Annotated in this window: 17 protein-coding genes, 1 pseudogene and 1 riboswitch; of the genes and pseudogenes, 6 read left to right on the top strand and 12 right to left on the bottom strand. The window is 72.0% G+C overall.

Translation table 11 applies throughout. The features are described 5' to 3' along the window. From ACWA7K_RS17960 to ACWA7K_RS17930, 7 genes are all read right to left on the bottom strand, one after another. On the bottom strand, positions 1-807 hold the full coding sequence (locus ACWA7K_RS17960) for an urea amidolyase associated protein UAAP1 (protein ID WP_456162859.1): 807 nt from the start codon (positions 805-807) through the stop codon (positions 1-3). 34 nt (positions 808-841) lie between these two features. Further along, complete coding sequence (locus ACWA7K_RS17955; RefSeq protein WP_456162857.1) at positions 842-1,726, bottom strand: ABC transporter ATP-binding protein; 885 nt, start codon at positions 1,724-1,726, stop codon at positions 842-844. Between the two features lie 29 nt (positions 1,727-1,755). Further along, entirely contained in the window at positions 1,756-2,586 is an 831-nt protein-coding gene (locus ACWA7K_RS17950; protein ID WP_456162855.1) for an ABC transporter permease, read from the bottom strand. Continuing rightward, a complete protein-coding gene (locus ACWA7K_RS17945; protein ID WP_456162853.1) occupies positions 2,583-3,392 on the bottom strand; it encodes a hypothetical protein in 810 nt (269 codons plus the stop codon). The genes ACWA7K_RS17950 and ACWA7K_RS17945 overlap by 4 nt, the downstream gene beginning before the upstream one ends. Position 3,393: 1 nt before the next feature. Beyond that, complete coding sequence (locus ACWA7K_RS17940; protein ID WP_456162851.1) at positions 3,394-4,458, bottom strand: fatty acid desaturase family protein; 1,065 nt, start codon at positions 4,456-4,458, stop codon at positions 3,394-3,396. A gap of 13 nt (positions 4,459-4,471) precedes the next feature. Next, positions 4,472-5,500, bottom strand: coding sequence for an ABC transporter substrate-binding protein (locus ACWA7K_RS17935; RefSeq protein WP_456162849.1), 1,029 nt, complete (start codon positions 5,498-5,500; stop codon positions 4,472-4,474). Between the two features lie 67 nt (positions 5,501-5,567). Further along, positions 5,568-5,701, bottom strand: a riboswitch (guanidine-I (ykkC/yxkD leader). Between the two features lie 163 nt (positions 5,702-5,864). Then, positions 5,865-6,611 carry an alpha/beta fold hydrolase gene (locus ACWA7K_RS17930; RefSeq protein ID WP_456162847.1) on the bottom strand — a complete coding sequence of 249 codons (747 nt, stop codon included), beginning with the start codon at positions 6,609-6,611 and terminating at the stop codon, positions 5,865-5,867. A gap of 109 nt (positions 6,612-6,720) precedes the next feature. Between ACWA7K_RS17930 and ACWA7K_RS17925 the strand changes: the two genes are divergently transcribed. Further along, the gene (locus ACWA7K_RS17925) at positions 6,721-7,797 is read left to right on the top strand and encodes a tartrate dehydrogenase (protein ID WP_456162845.1); all 1,077 of its coding nucleotides are present in this window, start codon (positions 6,721-6,723) and stop codon (positions 7,795-7,797) included. 51 nt (positions 7,798-7,848) lie between these two features. Here the strand turns inward: ACWA7K_RS17925 and ACWA7K_RS17920 are convergent, their stop codons facing one another. Next, entirely contained in the window at positions 7,849-7,995 is a 147-nt protein-coding gene (locus tag ACWA7K_RS17920; RefSeq protein WP_456162843.1) for a hypothetical protein, read from the bottom strand. A gap of 93 nt (positions 7,996-8,088) precedes the next feature. Here ACWA7K_RS17920 and ACWA7K_RS17915 point away from each other — a divergent pair, with 93 nt between their 5' ends. From ACWA7K_RS17915 to ACWA7K_RS17900, 4 genes are all read left to right on the top strand, one after another. Further along, complete coding sequence (locus ACWA7K_RS17915; RefSeq protein ID WP_456162841.1) at positions 8,089-9,279, top strand: hypothetical protein; 1,191 nt, start codon at positions 8,089-8,091, stop codon at positions 9,277-9,279. Beyond that, a complete protein-coding gene (locus tag ACWA7K_RS17910) occupies positions 9,276-10,424 on the top strand; it encodes a HupE/UreJ family protein (RefSeq protein WP_456162839.1) in 1,149 nt (382 codons plus the stop codon). Before ACWA7K_RS17915 ends, ACWA7K_RS17910 begins: the two co-directional genes overlap by 4 nt. A gap of 185 nt (positions 10,425-10,609) precedes the next feature. Beyond that, a complete protein-coding gene (locus ACWA7K_RS17905) occupies positions 10,610-12,970 on the top strand; it encodes a putative bifunctional diguanylate cyclase/phosphodiesterase (RefSeq protein ID WP_456162837.1) in 2,361 nt (786 codons plus the stop codon). Between the two features lie 82 nt (positions 12,971-13,052). Then, positions 13,053-13,712, top strand: a complete 660-nt coding sequence (locus ACWA7K_RS17900) for a LysE family transporter (RefSeq protein WP_456162835.1) — start codon at positions 13,053-13,055, stop codon at positions 13,710-13,712. A 20-nt stretch (positions 13,713-13,732) separates the two neighbouring features. On the opposite strand, the gene ACWA7K_RS17895 is transcribed toward ACWA7K_RS17900, so the two are convergent. After that, the gene (locus ACWA7K_RS17895) at positions 13,733-14,344 is read right to left on the bottom strand and encodes a LysE family translocator (protein ID WP_456162833.1); all 612 of its coding nucleotides are present in this window, start codon (positions 14,342-14,344) and stop codon (positions 13,733-13,735) included. Positions 14,345-14,459: 115 nt separating this feature from the next. Next, positions 14,460-14,750 (bottom strand): annotated as a pseudogene (locus ACWA7K_RS17890) (VF530 family protein); the annotation flags it as partial. 59 nt (positions 14,751-14,809) lie between these two features. On the opposite strand from ACWA7K_RS17890, the gene ACWA7K_RS17885 reads away from it, so the two are divergent. Next, positions 14,810-15,775: an alpha/beta hydrolase family esterase gene (locus ACWA7K_RS17885; protein WP_456162831.1), complete on the top strand. Its 966-nt coding sequence runs from the start codon at positions 14,810-14,812 to the stop codon at positions 15,773-15,775. Here the strand turns inward: ACWA7K_RS17885 and ACWA7K_RS17880 are convergent, their stop codons facing one another. Both ACWA7K_RS17880 and ACWA7K_RS17875 read right to left on the bottom strand, forming a co-directional pair. Beyond that, entirely contained in the window at positions 15,776-17,155 is a 1,380-nt protein-coding gene (locus ACWA7K_RS17880) for an ABC transporter ATP-binding protein (RefSeq protein ID WP_456162829.1), read from the bottom strand. 21 nt (positions 17,156-17,176) lie between these two features. After that, a complete protein-coding gene (locus ACWA7K_RS17875) occupies positions 17,177-18,907 on the bottom strand; it encodes an ABC transporter permease (protein ID WP_456162827.1) in 1,731 nt (576 codons plus the stop codon). Positions 18,908-18,949: the final 42 nt, after the last annotated feature.

Raw genomic sequence — 18,949 nt, 5'->3', positions numbered from 1 at the left:
TCAGCTGAGCGCGAACATGTCGCTGTTGTGCAGCGCGCGGGCGCCTTCCGGGCGGTGCTGGCGGCAGACGTCGTCGGGTGCGGCGGGGCCGCGTCGCCAGGCCGCGATGCCGACCTTGCCGGGCGCGTAGCCGGGCCGCCGGTCGAGCGGGTGCGGGGCGGTGCTGATGGCGACGATCACGTCCAGGTCCATGCGCAGCTCGACCGCGCTGCCCTTCACCGCGCGCTCGGCGTCGAAGGCGAAACGCCCGTGGCCATCGACCGTCACGCGGCTGAACAGGTTGACCGGGGCGATCTGGTCGCGCAGCGTCAGGCCGTGCTTGCCGGTCTCGATCAGCAGGCCGTCGCGGCCGCTGCGGTGCATCGCGTTGCGGTGGGTCTCGTAGCGCTGGACGCCGTACCGGGCCTCCATCGTCGGCGTGTCCAGCAGCGCGCCGAAGGGGTCGTGCCAGCCGAGCGTGTCGTGCGTGAACGAGGCCAGCGCGCGGCCCATGTCGCTCATCAGCACATGGCCGGTGCTGTAGTGAGCGGTGTGCTGGGCCTTCAGGCTGTCGGGCATGTTGTAGCGCTCCAGCCGGTCGTGCGCGGCATAGAGCACGACGGAGCAGTTGGCGCGTTCGTCCAGCGCGACGAAGCGCAGCGCCATGCCGCGGCTCAGGCGCCAGCTCCAGTGGCCGCCGCCGGGCACGATCTCGCTCCAGACGACACGGTCGGCCGGCAGCTCCGGCGCAAAGCGTTGCCACAGCGGCGGGGCGTCGACCGGCGCGGTCGGCGGCGGGTTGTCGAGGGTGTGCAGCGGTGCGGTCATGGCGAGGGTTTGCGGATCAGGTCGGCGGGGCGGGTCAGCGGGTCTGGTCCAGCGTCGCGGCCTGCGACAGCTGTTCGAGCAGCTCGTGGTCGGTCTGCATGCCGGAGGTGGCGCGGATGCGGTCGAGCACGACGCGCTTGAGGGCGACGAACTCGGGCGCGAGCTTCATGTCCTGGCTGCGACGCGCGCCGAGCGGCACGGTGTGGATGCTGTCGATGCGGCCGGGGCGCGGCGCCATCAGCACGACACGCTGGCCGAGGTAGAGGGCCTCCTCGACGTCGTGCGTGACGAAGACGATGGTGGTCCGTTCCAGCCGGTGCACGTGCAGGATCAGGTCGTGCATGACCTCGCGGGTCTGCGCATCGAGCGCGCCGAAGGGCTCGTCCATCAGCAGCACCGGCGGTCGGCTCATCAGCGCGCGGGCAATCGCCACGCGCTGCTGCATGCCGCCCGACAGCTGGCCCGGATAGGCGTGCGCCACATGGCCCAGCCCCATCAGGCGCAGCAGCGCATCGGCCCGGCCGGAGGCGGCTTCCACGTCGGCGCTGGTGCGCTCGCGGGTGTGCACGGCCAGCCGGCGGCTGAACTTGATGTTGTCGATCACCGTCAGCCACGGGTAGAGGCTGTAGTGCTGGAACACCATCGCGCGGTCCGGGCCGGGGCCGTCGACCGCCTGGCCGTCGACCTGCAGCTCGCCGGCATCGTGGCTTTCCAGCCCGCCGATCGTGCGCAGCAGCGTCGACTTGCCGCAGCCCGAGGCGCCGACCAGCGTGACGAACTCGCCGCGCCCGATGCCCAGGTCGATCTGCTGCAGCGCGGTGATGCGCGTGCTGCCGTGGCCAAAGTGTTTCCACAGGCCACTGCAGCGGATGTGGTCGTGGTCGTGGGGGAGGTCGTGGGGGTGGTTGGGGTGGCTCATCGCGTGATCCTGTCGTCCTGGGCGACGCCTCAGTGCCGCGTCACCAGCCAGGGGAAGGCCCGGCGGTGCAGCCAGCGGAAGCCCTGGTCCATCGCCAGCCCGATCGCGCCGATCAGCACGATGCCGGCGAAGATCTGGTCGGTCTGCAGGTAGCGCTGCGCCTTCAGGATCGAATAGCCCAGGCCCGAGTTCGCGGCCACCAGTTCGGCCACGACGAGGTAGGTCCAGGCCCAGCCCATCGTCACGCGCAGGGTGTCGAGCAGGGCCGGCTTGGCCGACGGCAGGATGACCTGTTCCAGCAGCTCGCGGCGGGTCGCGCCCATGGTCTGCGCGGCCTCGATCTGCGACATCGGCACGCGCTTCACGTCCTCGGCCACCATCAGCACCATCTGGAAGAAGGTGCCGATGAAGATCACCGCGACCTTGGAGCTTTCGGCGATGCCGAACCACAGCATCACCAGCGGGATGAAGGCCACCGCCGGCATGTAGCGGATGAAGTCGGTCAGCGGCTCCAGCAGCGCCTGCACGCCCCGGTAGCTGCCGATCAGCAGGCCCAGCGGCAAGGCCAGCACGGCCGACAGGGCCCAGCCGGTGACGACGCGGTAGACGCTGATGCCGACGTCGCCGGCCAGGTCGCCGTCGACCGCCCAGGTGATCGCGCGCTGCACGACGCTCCACGGGCCGGGCATGAAGACCGGGTCGTTGTCCTCGCGCAGCGTCAGCGCGATCCAGCCCAGCAGCGGCAGCAGCAGGCCGATCAGGGCCAGTGCCCAGTAGGCCCGGGTCGGGATGGCCTGCCGGACCTGCCACAGCCGGGTCGGGCGCGGTCGGTCGGGCGGCGGGGTCAGGGCAGGATTCATCGTGGCAGGCCGGTCAACACGGGCATGTCGGTGGGTTCGAGCGCGCGCCAGGGGCCGGCGTCGCGTGGCGGCAGGCCCTCCAGCCACGGCAGGGTCGAGCGGCGCACCCGCCAGTCGCCGTCGACCTGTTCGGCCAGGCTGATCTCGCAGTCGGCGGCGGCCATCAGCGCATGGCGGGCGATGCCCTGGTCGGTCGCGACGGCATGGCGCACCGTGCGCGTGCTGGCCGCGTCGAGCTGGCGCGCGCGCAGCGTGATCTGCCAGCGGCCGACGCGGATGCGCAGCCGGCTCAGGCGCGTGCCGGGTGGCTCATCGCGTGAGCCTTCGGCCGACCAGCCGATGCCGTCGTCCCCGGCGACCCAGCGTTCGTCGTAGTCGGCCTCCAGGCCCCACTCGTCCAGGCCGTCGACATCGAAGCGCAGCCCGCCGACATCCGCGATGCGGCTCTCGGCATGGTCGATCAGGCGATGCCAGCGGCAGGCCGCGACGGTGTCGCCGTCGAACCCTTCCACCCGCGTGATGCCGGCGAAGCCTTCCTGCGTCAGCAGCCAGCGCAGCTGCGGCACGCTGCAATCGGCCAGCGAGGACACGCCGGTGTAGTCGGGCCGGTCGGCCGGCACGCGCAGGTCGGCATGCCAGTGCGGCGTCTGCAGCCACCAGACCTGGGTGCCCTGGTCGTCCAGCGTCGCGCCACTGCCGGCCGGCACGCGCAGACGGGTGCGGCGCCACAGGCCTTGCAGCCGGGCGGGGACCGCCTCGATGGAGAAGGTGGCGGGGGTGGCGAGGGTGGCAAGGGTGGAGGGCATCTCAGACAGCCGTCAGGAAGGACACGCCGTAGGCGCCGCGGAAGCCGTCGGCGCGGTCCGGGCCGCTGCCGACCACGCCGTAGTCGTCGTCCAGCACGCGGCTCAGGCGATGCCGGTGGTAGCTGCGCAGGTAACGCGCCATCGGCAGCGTCTGCGCGTGGCCTTCGGGGTCGCCGGCGGCCTCGGGGTAGAGGGCGGCGTGCAGCGCCGGCAGGCGGTACCACGGCTCGACCGGGCGCTCGTGGTGGGCGTTGTGGAAGGCGAAGTTCAGCAGCAGCAGGTTCAGCCACGGCCAGCGTGTCGACACCAAGTTGCTGTAGGTGTTGTGCTGCTCGTAGGCGTGGTCGCGCGGCGGCGCGCCGTCGGCGACCGGGGGCAGCGGCGCCTTCGGGTCGAGCAGCGAATAGCCTTCGTAGGTGTGCTGGTAGGCGTCCGCATACCGCAGCACCGTGACCATCAGCAGCCAGGCGACGCCGTAGCCGACCAGCGCCCAGACCGAGCCCCAGGCCAGCAGCGCGAAGGCCGTCAGGCGCACCACCAGCACGCCGATCACGCGCGGCCGGCGATCACGCCTTTCCTCGATCAGGAAGGGCTGCGCGATGACGTAGCCATGCATCAGCACCTCGACCGCCGGGAGGTGCGCCCACTCGCAGGCCAGCACCAGCCGGCGTCGCCAGGCCGGCCCTTCGCGCAGGAAGCGGCGCACGTCGAAGCTGATGATGTCGGCCCGGTCGACGTGGTGGCGCATGTGCTTGTGGCGCAGGTCGTCGAAGCGCGCGTAGGCGCTGCCGACCAGCCAGCTCATGGCCTCGCCCCAGCGCCGGTTGACGGCCGGGTTGCGGAAGATGCTGTGGTGGGCGAACTCGTGCAGGAAGTAGGCCGACAGGATCATCGCGTGAGCCAGTCCCAGCGTGCCGGCGACGCGCAGCCAGGCTGGCCCCGTCACCAGCATCGCCAGGCTGGCAGCCCAGCACGACAGCAACCAGCCCAGCGCCAGCGTGTTGGGCAGGGCGCCATCGGCATGGCGCCAGACGCTGGCCTGCTTCAGCGGCATCACGTGGCTCACGCGACGCTCCGGCTCAGGGCGCCAGGGCCTTGACGAACTGGGCGTCGAAGGTCGCCTCGGTCGCCGGGATGGTCGTGATCTGGCCCTTGTCCTTGAGGATCTTGCCGATCACCGCGCCGCTGGCGTAGTAGGACGTCGTCTCCGGCCCCGCCACGAAGGCCTTGCCCATCTCGGCCAGGGGGATGTTGTAGACGCCGGCCAGCTGCTCCTTGACCTCGGCGGGCTTCAGGCCCATCGCCTTGCCGATCAGCTTGTAGGCCTCGTCGGGCTTGGCCTTCATGTAGGCCAGGCCGTCGAGGTAGCCGGAGATGACGGCCTTGACGTCGGCCGGGCGGGCCTTGATGGCCTTGTCCGGGAACACCAGCACGTCGGCGATCAGGCCGGGTGCGTCCTTGGACGAGAACACCACCTTGAACTTCTTGCCGCCGCCCTGCGACAGGATCTGCGACACGCTGGGTTCGTAGGTCACGCCCACGGGCACCTTGCCCGATGCCATTGCGGCGGGAATCGCCTCGGGCGTCATGTTGACCGGCTTGATGTCCTTCTCGGTCAGGCCGGCCTTGGACATGGCGTAGGCCAGCAGGAAGTCCGACGGCGACAGCGGGTTGAAGGCGACCGACTTGCCCTTCAGGTCGGCCACGCCCTTGATGCTGGCATCGCCCAGCATCGCGTCGCCGCCGTTGGAATAGTCGATCGGCATGACGACCTTGGCCGAGCGGCCCTGGGCCACCTCGCCGATCACCTGGTCGTAGGTCGCGACGACGCCGTCGACGGCGCCACCGGCCATCGCGGGCAGCAGCAGCGCCGGGTCGTTGAAGGTCTGCAGCTTGACCTTGACGTTGTACTTCTTGAACAGGTCCAGCGCCTCGGCGACGTAGAACGGGCCGTAGCCGATCCACACCGTGGTGCCGATCTTGACCGTGGCCGGCGCGGCCTGGGCGGCCGGTGCCAGCGCGAGACCGAAGGACGCGACCAGCGCGGCGGCCGCCAGGGCCGAGAGCGTGGAACGGCGGGTGCGGGGGGTGGGGCGCAGCAGGGGCATGAGGGGCTCCAAGCGGGGTGGATGACAAAAGCCGATGGTTCGGGGAAGCCACCTCGCGTCGCGAGGGTCCTCCCGGGCTTTTGTCCCGCCGTGGAGCCTGAGGTCCGTCGAAGCGCGCGAGCGCTCCGGGCCTTGAGGCCGGTGGCTCTCGGACCAGTCACCGGTCTGCCTCGACCGGCCGGAACCCTAGCCACCCTGGTGGCGACGTGAGGTCGCTTCCCGGTGCGGAGAGATTGCAAGGCGCGTGCCCGGCGCGGCCGGGGGCCGGGACTGGCCCGGGTCTGGCCCAGGTCTGGCATTGGTGCGGCCTGCGCCGCCTTGGTGCGCCGCGTGCGTCGGAACGAACCGCGCGCGGCCGGCGGGCTCAGCGCGCCGCGAAGCGCAGCAGTTCGGCGGCCAGTGCGGCCGGCTCGGTGACCATCGGGCAATGGCCGGTGGCGAGCTCGCGGACCTCGAAGCCGGGCAGCTCGCGCACCCGCGTGCGCATCGCCGCGATGGTCGGGTAGGCGGGCGCGTGGCAGTCGATGAACAGGCGCGGCAGCGCCGCCCAGCGTGCGCCGTCGAAGGCCAGCGGGTCGCGGTAGGGGCCGAAGGGGTGCGGCACCTGGCGGCGCATCAGCCAGTCGCGGTCGGCCCCGGTGATGCCGAAGTCGGCCGGATCGGGCGGCGGCAGCGCATGGTCGTGGGCCCGCGCGGCGGCGGTGCGGGCGGCGACGACCTCGGGCGCGTGCTGCTCGCCCCAGCCTTCGCCGGGCAGCGGCACCATCGCGTCGACGTAGACGATGCCGCGCACGAGGCCGCGCACGTTGCCCGACGCCACCGCGGACAACCGGTCCGCCGCACCGGTCACCACCATGCCGCCATAGCTGTGGCCGACCAGGATGACGCCGTCCAGCTCCTCGGCCCGCACCAGCGCGACGACATCGTCGACATGGTCCTTCAGCCGGATGCCGGCATGGCGCAGATGGGCCCGGTCGCCGTCGCCGGTCAGCGTCACCGCATGGACCTCGTGGCCGGCCGCACGCAGCGGTGCGAGCACACGACGCCAGATCCAGGCCCCGCCCCAGGCGCCGTGGACGAGGACGATCGGGGCGGGCGTCGGGTGCGTCATGGCGGGGGCCTTCAGGTCGTGTTGGAGGTGCGGCGTGACCGGATTCTGACCAGCCTAGACTGGCCCGTCATCGACCCGCCATCATCGAGCCACGACATCGGAGCCCGCCATGAACCGACCCCATCGCATCGCCGTCATCCCGGGTGACGGCATCGGCCAGGAGGTGATGCCCGAAGGCCTGCGCGTGCTGCAGGCCGCTGCCCGGCGCCATGCCATCGCGCTGGAGCTGACCGACATCGCCTGGGCCAGCTGCGACTGGTACCAGCGCACCGGCGAGATGATGCCGGCCGACTGGAAGGCGCAGCTCGCCGGCATGGACGCGCTGCTGTTCGGCGCGGTCGGCTGGCCGGCGACGGTGCCGGACCATGTCTCGCTGTGGGGCTCGCTGCTGAAGTTCCGGCGCGAGTTCGACCAGTACGTGAACCTGCGCCCGGTCCGCCTGTTCGAGGGCGTGCCCTGCCCGCTGGCCAACCGCCGGCCCGGCGAGATCGATTTCCTGGTCGTGCGCGAGAACACCGAGGGCGAATACACCAACCTCGGCGGCGTGATGTTCGCGGGCACCGAACGCGAGCTGGTGATCCAGGAATCGGTCTTCAGCCGCCACGGCACCGACCGGGTCCTGAAACATGCCTTCGAGCTGGCGATGCAGCGCCCGCGCCGGCACCTGACGGTCGCCACCAAGAGCAACGGCATCGCCATCAGCATGCCGTGGTGGGACACCCGGGCGCGCGAGATGCACGCGCGCTATCCGCAGGTGTCGGTCGACTTCCAGCACATCGACATCCTGTCGGCGAGGTTCGTGCTGCAGCCCGACCGCTTCGACGTGGTCGTCGCCAGCAACCTGTTCGGCGACATCCTGTCGGACCTGGGGCCGGCCTGCACCGGCACGATCGGCCTGGCGCCGTCTGCCAACCTCAACCCCGACCGCACCTGGCCCAGCCTGTTCGAGCCGGTGCACGGTTCGGCGCCGGACATCTACGGCCGCAACATCGCCAACCCGGTGGCGATGATCTGGTCGGCCGCGCTGATGCTGGACTTCCTCGGCCACCGCGCGGCCCACGACGACATCGTCCGGGCCATCGAGCAGGTGCTGGCGACGGGGCCGCGCACGCCCGACCTGGGCGGCTCGGCGTCGACCACCGAGATGGGCCTGGCGATCGCCGAACGGGTTTCGGCGGCGCCATGAAGAAAGCGGGCCGAAGCCCGCTTTCCGGATGACACGAAAAAGGCGAGAGCCTTACTTCTTGTCTTCCATCTTCTTGCATTCGGCGCGCGCGTCGTCCTTCTTGCAATCCTTCGGCGCACCGCCGTGGGAACCAGCGAACGCGGTGACAGATGCAGTGGCCATCAGCGCGGCGACAAACAGCGACAGGTACTTTTTCATCTGAAGGGATTCCTCGTGACGGGGGTGGAAAGGAAGGGGTTTCTCGTCGGCAGGAAGAGGTCTCTTCAAACCGCGTCGCTAATATAGCCACGCATGAGAACCCAGCCGATCTCCTTGTTGTCGACGGGTTTTCTCTTGTGTCTGGCCCTGCTGGGCCTGGATCCGGTGCAGGCGGCGCCACGCACGCCCACCGACGATGCCGAGGTGCTCGAACGCCTGCCGATCCAGGCCGGTGCGGGCGGGCGCGGCGAGCTGGCCGCGCTGCGGCTGGCGGCGCGGCGTGAACCGGTCAGTCTCGACGCCTCGCTGCGTCTGGCCGAGTACCTCTTCGGTCAGGCCATGGCGCAAGGCGATCCGCGCCCGGTCGGCCAGGCCGAAGCCGAACTGCGGCGCGTGCCGACGGCCATCGCCGAAACCTCCGCCGCCTGGCTCAGCCTGCGCGGCCAGCTGCGCCAGTACCGGCATGACTTCGACGGCGCGCTGGCCGATCTGGCCGCGGCTCTCCGGCGTGATCCGACGCTGGCCGAGGCCCATTCCTGGCGCGGTGCGATCTTCCTGGTGCAGGCCGACCTGGTCGCCGCGAAGGCGGAGTGCGATGCGCTGGGCCGCCTGAAGCGCGACATCCTGCAGGCCGCCTGCCTGGGGCTGGCGCAGGCCTACGGCGGCCAGCTGGCACAGGCCGAACGCACGCTTGCAAGGGCCGAGGCCGAGGCCGCGCTGCCCGAGACACGGCTGTGGTTCCTGACCCGCCGCGCCGAGGTCGCCGGCTGGCGCGGCCAGGTCGCCGAGGCCGAACGGCTGTACCGCGCCGCCGGCCAGCTCGGGCTGGACGATGCCTACCTGCTGGCCGCCCATGCCGACTTCCTGCTCGACCAGGGCCGGCCGGCCGAGGTGCTGCGCCTGCTGGCCGGCTGGGACAACGCCGATCCGCTGCTGCTGCGCATCGCCGAGGCCGAGGTGGCGCTGAAGCAGCCCGGCGCCCAGGCCCGGCTGGACGCGCTGGCCGAACGTTTCGCCGCTGCCGGCGAGCGCGGCGACACCACCCACCGGGCCGAGGAGGCGCGCTACTGGCGCGGCCTGCGTGGCGACCCTGCCCGCGCGCTGGCGCTGGCGCGGGCCAACTACGAGGTCCAGCGCGAGCCGCGTGATGCGCGGGTGCTGCTGGAGTGCGCGCTGGCCGCACGCGACCCGGCCGCCGCCCGGCCGGCGATCGACTGGCTGCGCCGCAGCGGTTTCGAGGACCCGCGCCTGCGTACGCTGGCGCGACAACTGGGCGGCTCATGACGCTGACATCGTGGTGGCGTGCCGTGCTGCTTCTGGCGGCGCTCGTCGGGTCGGGTGCCGCGCAGGCCCACAAGGCCAGCGACGCCTACCTGAGCCTGGACGTGCAGGGCGCGCAGGTCAGCGGTCAGCTCGACGTGGCGCTGCGCGACGTCGACGTGGCGATCGGCCTGGACGCCAACGACGACGGCCAGATCACCTGGGGCGAGCTGCGCCAGCGCCGTGACGCGCTGGCCGGCTGGGCGCTGCGCAACCTGACGCTCCAGCGCGGCATCGGCACCGCCGAGCCGTGCCGGCTGGCGGTCGGCACGCTGCAGGTCGACACGCACACCGACGGCACCTACGCGGTGCTGCCGTTGTCGGGTACCTGCAGCGACGACGCCGGCCCGCTGGCGGTCGGCTACCGGCTGCTGTTCGAGCAGGACGCGCTGCACCGTGGCCTGGTCCGCCTGACGCTGGACGGCGCGGCGCAGTCGCTGGTGTTCTCGCCCGAGCGGCCCGAACAGCGTGTCGACGGGGCCCGGCTGTCGCGCTGGACCACGCTGCGGCAGTACATCGTCGAAGGCGTCTGGCACATCTGGCTGGGCTATGACCACGCACTGTTCCTGGTCGCGCTGCTGCTGCCGGCGGTGCTGGTGCGCGAAGGCCGGCGCTGGCGCGGCGTCGAGGGCTTCGGCACGGCGGGTGGCGGCGTGCTGGCGGTGGTCACGGCCTTCACGGCGGCCCATGCGATCACGCTGAGCCTGGCCACCTTCGGCTGGATCTCGCTGCCGTCGCGGCTGGTCGAGTCGGCCATCGCGCTGACCGTCGTGCTGGCGGCGGCCAACAACCTGCACCCGATCGTGCGCGAGCGGCGCTGGCTGGCGGCCTTCGGTTTCGGCCTGATCCACGGCTTCGGCTTCGCCAGCGTGCTGGCCGGCCTGGGGCTGTCGCGCGAGAACCTGGCGCTGTCGCTGGTGGGCTTCAACATCGGCGTCGAACTGGGCCAGATCATCATCGTCGCGCTGTTCCTGCCGCTCGCCTTCCGGGCCCGCCACACCCCCTTCTACCAGCGCGGCGTGCTGGTCGGCGGCTCCTGGCTGGCCTTGGCGCTGGCGCTGGTGTGGCTGGTCGAACGGGTCTTCGACCTGCGGTTGATCACCCCTTGAAGTTGATGAAAATCAAGCGTCGGCCGGACACCTGCGCCTGAAGCGTCTGCAAAGACACGTTGTGCGGGCGTTCGGTGGCGCACCGCCTTCCCAGGGTCTCGGGGCGGCGGCACCATGACCGGACCGTCGAAGCCTTGTCCATCCACCGACCGTCGGGCACCTGCCCGATCGCCGCCCATCGTCCGATGCCCTCGTCCCAGCGCACCCTCCTGCACACCCTGTCGCCGGCCCACAGCGTGCGCGCCCGTTTCTCGCTGGTGATGGCGCTGGCCGGCATCGTGTTCGGCTCGCTGGTGACGCTGAGCATGGAATGGCGCTGGGAACGCGCCGCGCGCCTCAACGTCCAGGACACCTTGCACCTGACGGCCCATCGGGTCGCCGCCTCGCTGGTCGACGACCTCGAGAACCGGCAGCACGAGGTCACGCTGCTGGCCGACCTGATCAGCAGCGCCCGGCTGACGTCGCCTGACGAGATCCGCGCCCCGTTCAACCGCCTCAAGGGCCGCCAGCCCGACTACGCCTGGCTCGGCTACGCCCGCCGCGACGGCAGGGTCGTGGCGGCCAGCGGCGGCCTGCTCGAAGGGGTCGACGTCAGCGAGCGGCCGTGGTTCGCCAACGGCCTGAAGGGTCCGTTCCTCGGTGATCCGCACCTGGCCAAGCTGCTGGCGCCGCACCTGCCGCCCACGCCGTCGGGCGAGCCGCCCCGCTTCGTGGACGTGGCGGTGCCCGTGCGCGATGCCGCCGGCGAGGTCCAGGGCGTGCTCGGGGCCCACCTGTTCTGGGACTGGGCCCAGGCCATCGTGACGAGCGCGCTGGCCGACCTGGACCGTTCGACGCCGTTCGAGGTCCTGATCGCCAATCCGTCCGGCGACCTGCTGATGCGGCCGGCCTCGGTCAGGCACGCCACGCTGGCCGCGCTGCAGGCCGACCCGGCCGACGCCGCCCGCTTCCTGTCGGCCCGGGCCACGGTGCCGGTCCGGGACGTCGACGCCAGCCTGGCCTGGGTGGTGGTGGTGCGAGAACCGCTGCGCAGTGCCTACGCCCCCATCCACGACAGCCGCCGGCTGATGGTCTGGGTGAGCCTGCTGGCCGCACTCGGCTTCGGCGCGGTCGCCTGGCTGATCTCCGGGCGCGTGGTCCGTCCGATCGTCGAGCTGGCCGATGCAGCGCGGCGGCACCGCCCGGCCCGGGGCGCGCGTCCGCCGGCGGCCGGTCCGCGCGACGAGACCGGCCTGGTCGGCGAGGTCATGCACCAGCTGGCCTTCCAGGACGTCCTGACCGGCCTGCCGAACCGCCGCCAGCTGCGCGAGCGGCTCGACCAGGCGCTGTCCCGGCCCGGCCACGGCGCCGTGCTGATGCTCGACCTCGACGGCTTCAGCGACTTCAACGACACCCGCGGCCACGAGGTCGGCGACCTGCTGCTGACGACGCTGGCGCGGCGGCTGGCCGAAGCGGTCCGGCCCGGCGACACGCTGGCCCGCATGGGCAGTGACGAGTTCGTGCTGCTGCTGCCCGACCTGGCCGACGACGAGGCCGGCGCCTGCGCGCGGGCCCGCGAACACGCCGAACGCCTGCTGGCGCTGGTGCGCCGGCCGCTTGAACTGGCCGGCGAACGCAGCCATGTCCAGGCCTCGATCGGCGTGCGCAGCTTCGGCGCCCAGCCGCTGACGTCCGCCGACGTGCTGCAGCAGGTCGAGGTCGCGATGTTCGAGGCCAAGCGTCCGGGCCACGACAAGGTCTGCCTGTTCGACACCTCGATGCAGGTCGCGCTCGACCAGCGCGTGCAGTTCGAGAGCGAGCTGCGCCAGGCCGTGCCGGGCCAGCTGCATGCGGTGCTGCAGCGCCAGGTCGACCTGCAGGGGCGTGTGATCGGCGCGGAACTGCTGGTGCGCTGGCGTCACCCGGAGATGGGGCTGGTCTCGCCGGCGCGGTTCATCCCGCTGGCCGAGGAGACCGGCCTGATCCTGCCGCTCGGCGCCTGGGTGCTCGACGCCGCCTGCCGGCTGATCAGCCGCTGGTCGCAGGAACCGGCGCTGCGCGAGCTGGTGCTGTCGATCAACGTCAGCGCGCGCGAGTTCATCCAGCCCGACTACGTCGCCCAGGTCGAACGGACGCTGTCCGAGCACCGCGCGGCGCCGGGGCGCCTGAAGATCGAGCTGACCGAGAGCGCGCTGGCCCACGACGTCGAGCGCGTGGTCGACCACATGCGGCGCCTGAAGGCCATCGGCGTGAGCTTCGCGCTGGACGACTTCGGCACCGGCTTCTCGTCGCTGGCCTACCTGCAGCGCATGCCGCTGGACCAGCTCAAGATCGACCAGTCCTTCGTGCGCTCGCTGCCGGCCAACGACAACGACGCGGCCATCGTGCGCACCGTCATCACGCTGGGCCGCAACCTCGGGCTCGACGTGATCGCCGAAGGCGTCGAGACCGCCGCCCAGCGCGAGTTCCTCGTCGCCGGCGGCTGCGACCACTTCCAGGGCTACCTGTTCGGCCGGCCCGAGGCGATCGACGACTTCGAGGCGGGGCTCCGGGCGCCGCAGGACTGAGGTCTGCGGCGCTCGTGGCACGATCGCGGCCCGCTGTTCCCCCGCCACCCCCCTGACCGCTGCGCCGCCGCAGCCCCATCACATGGAACTCTCCACCTGGCTCGCCTTCTTCGGCGCTTCCTGGGCCATCAGCCTCTCGCCCGGCGCCGGTGCCGTCGCGGCGATGGGTGCGGGCCTGTCCCACGGCTTCCGGCGCGGCTACGTGCTGACCTTCGGGCTGGTGCTGGGTATCCTGACGCAGCTGGTGGTCGTCGGCCTGGGCCTGGGCGCGCTCGTGGCGACGTCGACCGCGTTCTTCCAGGTCGTCAAGTGGACCGGCGTGGCCTACCTCGTGTGGCTGGGCGTGCAGCAGTGGCGCGCGCCCGCCCGGCCGCTGGTGGCCGAGCCGGCCGGCAAGGTCGACGCCGGTGCCGATGACGCCGCGACCGCCGCCGCGCACCCGCGTGCGCTGGTGCTGCGTGGCTGGATGATCAACGCGGTCAACCCCAAGGGCACCGTCTTCCTGCTGGCCGTGGTGCCGCAGTTCCTCGACCTGGCGGCGGCGCTGGCGCCGCAGTACGCGGTGATCGGCGCGACGCTCGTGTTCACCGACCTCGTCGTGATGGCCGGCTACACCGCGCTGGCCGCGCGGGTGCTGGGAGCCTTGCGCAGCCCGGCGCAGGTGCGCACCACCAACCGGGTCTTCGGCACCCTTTTCGTGGCCGCCGCCGCGCTGCTGAGCGTGTTCAAGCGCGCGAGCTGAACGGCGTCCGGCGCCGGCCTTCAGCGCGTCATCGGCAAGGCCACGCCCATCGCGACGAACAGGCCGCTGCAGGTGCGGTTGAAGGTCTTGCCGACCCGTTCGAGCAGCACGCGGATGCGCTGGGCCAGCAGCGCCAGCACCATCTCGACGATCACCTCGACCACCACGAAGGTCGCGGTCATGACGACGAACTGCGTCGCCAGCGCCCGGCCCGGGTCGATGAACTGCGGCAGGAAGGCGCCGTAGAACAGCAGCGCCTTGGGGTTCGAGGCCGCCGTCAGCAGGCCTTGCCGGAACAGCGTCGCCGGCCGGGCATCACCCGGTGCGGCATCGGCCTGCAGGTGGATCGGCGGGGCGCGCCAGAGCTGGATGCCCAGCCACACCAGGTAGCCGCCGCCGACCAGCTTCAGCACCGTCAGCGCATGCGCGCTGGCCTGCAGCAGCGCGCCGATGCCCAGCATCGACAGGGCGATCAGCGCGGCGAAGCCGACCGAGCCGCCGGCCACCGTCCAGGTGGTCTTGCGGCTGCCGTGCAGCGCGCCGTGGGTCATCACCAGCAGGCTGTTCGGGCCGGGCGTCAGCGACAGCCCGATCGCGGCGACGAGGTAGAGCAGCCAGGCGTTCAGCGACATCGGCGGGCTCCGTTCAGCGCGGCTTGAGGAAGGGTCGATCGGTGCTGCGCGGCGCCGTCGGACGCTCGCGGCGCGGGCCGGCACCACGCGCCGGGCCCTTCGGACGCGGCGGGGCGCTGGCGCCGCGTTTCTTCTCGCGCAGCATGAAGAGGTAGAGGCTCTCGACCTTCTCGCGCGCCCACGGCGTCTTGCGCAGGAACTTCAGGCTGGAGGCGACGCTGGGTTCGCTGGTGAAGCAGCGCAGCGTGATGCGCTGGCCCAGGCCGTCCCAGCCGTAGTGCTCGGACAGTTCGGTGACGATGCGTTCGAGCGTCAGGCCGTGCAGCGGGTTGCGGGACTGGGGCGCCGTTCCCGCGTCGGGGGCCGGCCCGGCTGCTTGATCCGGCTCGTCAGGATTCACGTTCATGGCGCCGATGATCGCCGAGCGGCCGGCACCTCGGGTGCGGCGCGCGGCAGACTTGCGCGATGCGCCTCTCACCGCTCCTCCGCATCGGGCTGCTGCTGCCCGTCGTCGTCCTGGGCCTGCTCGTCGGCCTGACCGCCCGCGCGGCCGAGTTGCCGCTGCGGCCCGGCACCCAGGAAATCGAGGTCACGCACGACGGCCGGGACCGCAAGGTCATCGTGCACGTTCCGGCACGGCCCGATCCGGGCCAGCCGCTGCCGCTGCTGGTGGCCCTGCACGGCGGTGGCGGCCACGCGGCGCTGATGGCCGACGAGGCCCGCTATGGCCTGGTCGGCGCCGCCGACCGGCACGGCTTCGTCGTGGCCTTCCCGAACGGTTTCAGCCGCCTGCCCGGAGGCCGGCTGGCGACCTGGAACGCCGGAGGCTGCTGCGGCGCGGCGCGTGACCGCCAGATCGACGACGTCGGCTTCATTCGCGCGGTGGTGGCGCGGCTGCAGGCGCGCCTGCCGATCGACGCCGGGCGCATCCGCGCGACCGGCATGTCCAACGGCGGCATGCTGGCGCACCGGCTGGCCTGCGAGGCGGCCGACGTCTTCAGCGCCATTGCCGCCGTGGCCGGCACCGACGCGATGACCGACTGCCGCCCGTCGCGCCCGGTGGCCGTGCTGCATCTCCATGCCCGCGACGATGACCACGTGCTGTTCGACGGCGGTGCCGGGCCGGCCGCGTTCCGCGACCGCTCGCAGGTGATGGACTTCGTCTCGGTGCCGCAGACGATGGCGAACTGGGTCCGGCGCGACCGCTGCGAGCCGCAGCCGCGCACCGTGCTGCAGGTGGATGGCGCGCGCTGCGAGGCCTGGTCCGGCTGTGCCGACGGCGTGCCGGTGCAGCTGTGCGTGACCGAGACCGGCGGCCATTCGTGGCCCGGCGCCGACCAGGTCCGGCGCGGCAAGCCGGGCGCGTCGCAGGCGCTCGACGCCAACGAGGTGATGCAGGCCTTCTTCGAGCAGGTGCCGGCGCGGCGCTGATCAGCCGCCCGGACCGGGCGTCGTGTCCGGCGTGATCCGCGCCGGGCCTTCCGGCAGCTGGATCCGGCCGGTGCGGTAGTCGTAGTCGTAGGCGGTGCCGTGGCGGCCCCACTCGATCGCCACGCGCAGCACACGTTCGGCTTCCTCGGCATCGAGGCTGTCGCGCAGCAGGTGCAGGAACGGCCCTTCCGGCAGCTCGCGGCCGGGCTCCTGGTGAAGGCTGTGGTGGATGTGGGCGGCCAGCGGCACCTGGGCCAGCAGCTGGCGGCCGAACAGGTTCTGGCGCTCGGCGTGTTCGGCCTCGACATAACGGCGGCCCAGCGGCGTCAGCGACAGGTCGCCACGTTCGAGCTGCGCCAGGCCCAGCAGCGCCAGCGCCTCGGTCAGCGGCAGCAGGTCCTCGTCGGTCAGCTCGGTGTCCTCGCCCAGGCGCGGCAGGTCGGCCGTGCCGTGGAACGGCGCCGCGTGCAGACGCTCCAGCAGGCCTTCCATGCGGCCGATGTCGGCCTGCGGCAGGCGGTGGTCAAGCCGCAGCGGCATGGCCTCGTCGAGCGCCTGCGGCGTGGCCGCATCGGCCGGCGCCGGCTCGGGCGCCGTGGCCGGCAGCGGGCGGACGCGCCCGGCGGTCATGACGCCGTAGATCTCGTCGACCAGCGCGCGCACGTCGGCGCTGTCGGGGTCGCGCGGACGCGGCAGGCCCACGCTCATCTGGTAGCGCACGCGGCCCGGGTCGCTGGCGAAGATCAGCACCCGGTCGGCCATCATCACGGCCTCCTCGATGCTGTGCGAGACGATCAGCATGGCCCGCGTCGGCATCTGCCGGGCGGTCCACAGCGCCAGGATCTCGTCGCGCAGGCGCTCGCCGGTCAGCACGTCCAGGGCCGAGAAGGCCTCGTCCATCAGCAGCACGTCGGGCTCGACCACCAGCGCCCGGGCGATGCCCACGCGCTGGCGCATGCCGCCCGACAGCTCGCGCGGCAGCGCGCCCTCGAAGCCCTGCAGGCCGATCAGCGCGATCGCGGCGGCGGCCCGGCGCTCGCGTTCGGCCGGCGCCAGGCCGCGCGCCTCCAGGCCCAGCTCGACGTTCTGCTGCACCGTCAGCCACGGGAACAGCGCGAAGGACTGGAACACCATGCCGATGCCGCGCGCCGTGCCGTGCAGCGGCTGCTGGCGGTACAGCACCTCGCCGCGATCGGCCGGGATCAGCCCCGCGATGATGCGCAGCAGGGTCGACTTGCCCGAGCCGGACTGGCCCAGCAGCGCGACGATCTCGTGCTCGCGCAGCGCGAAGTCGACGTCGGCCAGCACGGTGCGGGGCGCGCCGTCGGCGGCCTTGAAGGCCTTGCCGACGCGGCGCAGTTCGACGATGGGCAGGTTCATGTGCGGGGCGATCGTGGCGGGTCAGAAATGCATGCGGTCTTCGGCCAGCCGCCACAGCCGGCGCCAGACGAAGTGGTTCAGGGTCATGACGTAGACGCACATCACGCCGATGCCCAGCGCGATGCGCGGGAAGTCGCCGATGGCGGTCATCTGCGCGATGTAGGCGCCCAGCCCGTGCGCCTGCAGCGAGGTGTCGCCCCAGCGCACGGCCTCCGAGACGATGCTGGCGTTCCACGAGCCGCCGCTGGCGGTGATGGCGCCGGTGACGAAGCTCGGGAACACCGCCGGCAGCAGGTAGCGGCGCCACTTCAGCAGCCCGCGCAGGCCCAGGTTGGCGGCGGCATAGCGCAGCTCGGTCGGGATGGTCGACGCGCCGGCCACGACGTTGAACAGCAAGTACCACTGCGTGCCCAGGATCATCAGCGGCGACAGCCAGATGTCCGGGTCGAGCCGCCAGCGCAGGATCAGCATCACCGCGACCGGGAACATCAGGTTGGCCGGGAAGGCCGCCAGGAACTGCGCCAGCGCCTGCACCCGGCCGGCCAGGCGCGGGTCCAGGCCGATGCGGATGCCGATCGGCACCCAGACCAGTGCCGCCAGCACGATCAGCACGGTCACGCGCAGCAGCGTGAGGGCGCCCAGCGCGAAGACGTGGCCGGCCTCGCGCCAGCCGACTTCCGTGTGGATGAAGGCGACCAGCTGCCACAGCGCGATCAGCACGGCGGCGGCGATCAGCGCGTCGGCGATGCGCGCCCAGGGCCATCGCGGCGTGCGCGTCCGGGCCCGGATCGAGGTGCCGTCGTGGCGCCGGCCCAGCAGGCCGATCGAGCGGTCCAGCGGGCGCACCAGCCAGGCGCCGAACGCACGCAGCCACCGGGTGCGTCGCCAGCCGTCCAGCAGCCACGAACGGGGCGCGTCGGTCGAGCCGGTCTCCTCGAAGCGGAACTTGTCGGCCCAGGCCAGCAGCGGCCGGAAGAACAGCTGGTCGTAGAGCAGCACGCCCACGCCCATCGCGGCCACCGCCCAGCCGATCGCGTGCAGGTCACGCGCCTCGATGGCCAGCGCGATGTACGAGCCGATGCCCGGCAGCTTGATGTCCTGGCCCGACACCGAGATCGCCTCGGAGGCGACCACGAAGAACCAGCCGCCCGACATCGACATCATCATGTTCCACAGCAGCGCGGGCGTGGCGTGCGGCAGGTCCAGGCGCCAGAAGCGTTGCCAGGCCGACAGCTGGAACACCTCGGCCGCCTCGGCCAGCTCGACCGGCAAGGTCTTGAAGGACTGGTAGAGGCTGAAGGCCATGTTCCACGCCTGCGACGTGAAGATCGCGAACACGGCGGCGCACTCGACGCCGAACAGGTTGCCCGGGAACAGCGCGATGAAGCCGGTGATGGTGATCGACAGGAAGCCCAGGATCGGGATCGACTGCAGGATGTCCAGCAGCGGCACCAGCACCCGCTCGGCGGTGCGCGAGCGGGTCGCCAGCACCGCGAAGGTCACCGCGAACAGCAGCGAGCAGGCCAGCGCCAGGAACATGTGCAGCGTCGTGCGCAGCAGGTCGTAGGGCAGCTCGCGGATGTCCAGCGACAGCGGCAGCGACTGGCCGACCTGGTAGGGCACCGCCATCTGGCGAGCGCCGTAGGCCATCGCCACCAGCAGGCCCAGCACGATCGGCAGCAGGGCCCAGTCCCAGCGGTTGCCGCCGGCCTCGACGACGGTGCGCGTGAAGAAGGTCCGGGTGCGGGTCATGGCGGGTCGTCAGGGGCGGCGGGCCGGTGCGGGCGAGCGCCG

The organism is Leptothrix mechoopdaensis (SeqCode) (genome assembly GCF_053893855.1).
The sequence above is the reverse complement of the archived record's forward strand: the minus strand, read 5'-3'. Positions and strand labels throughout refer to the sequence as shown.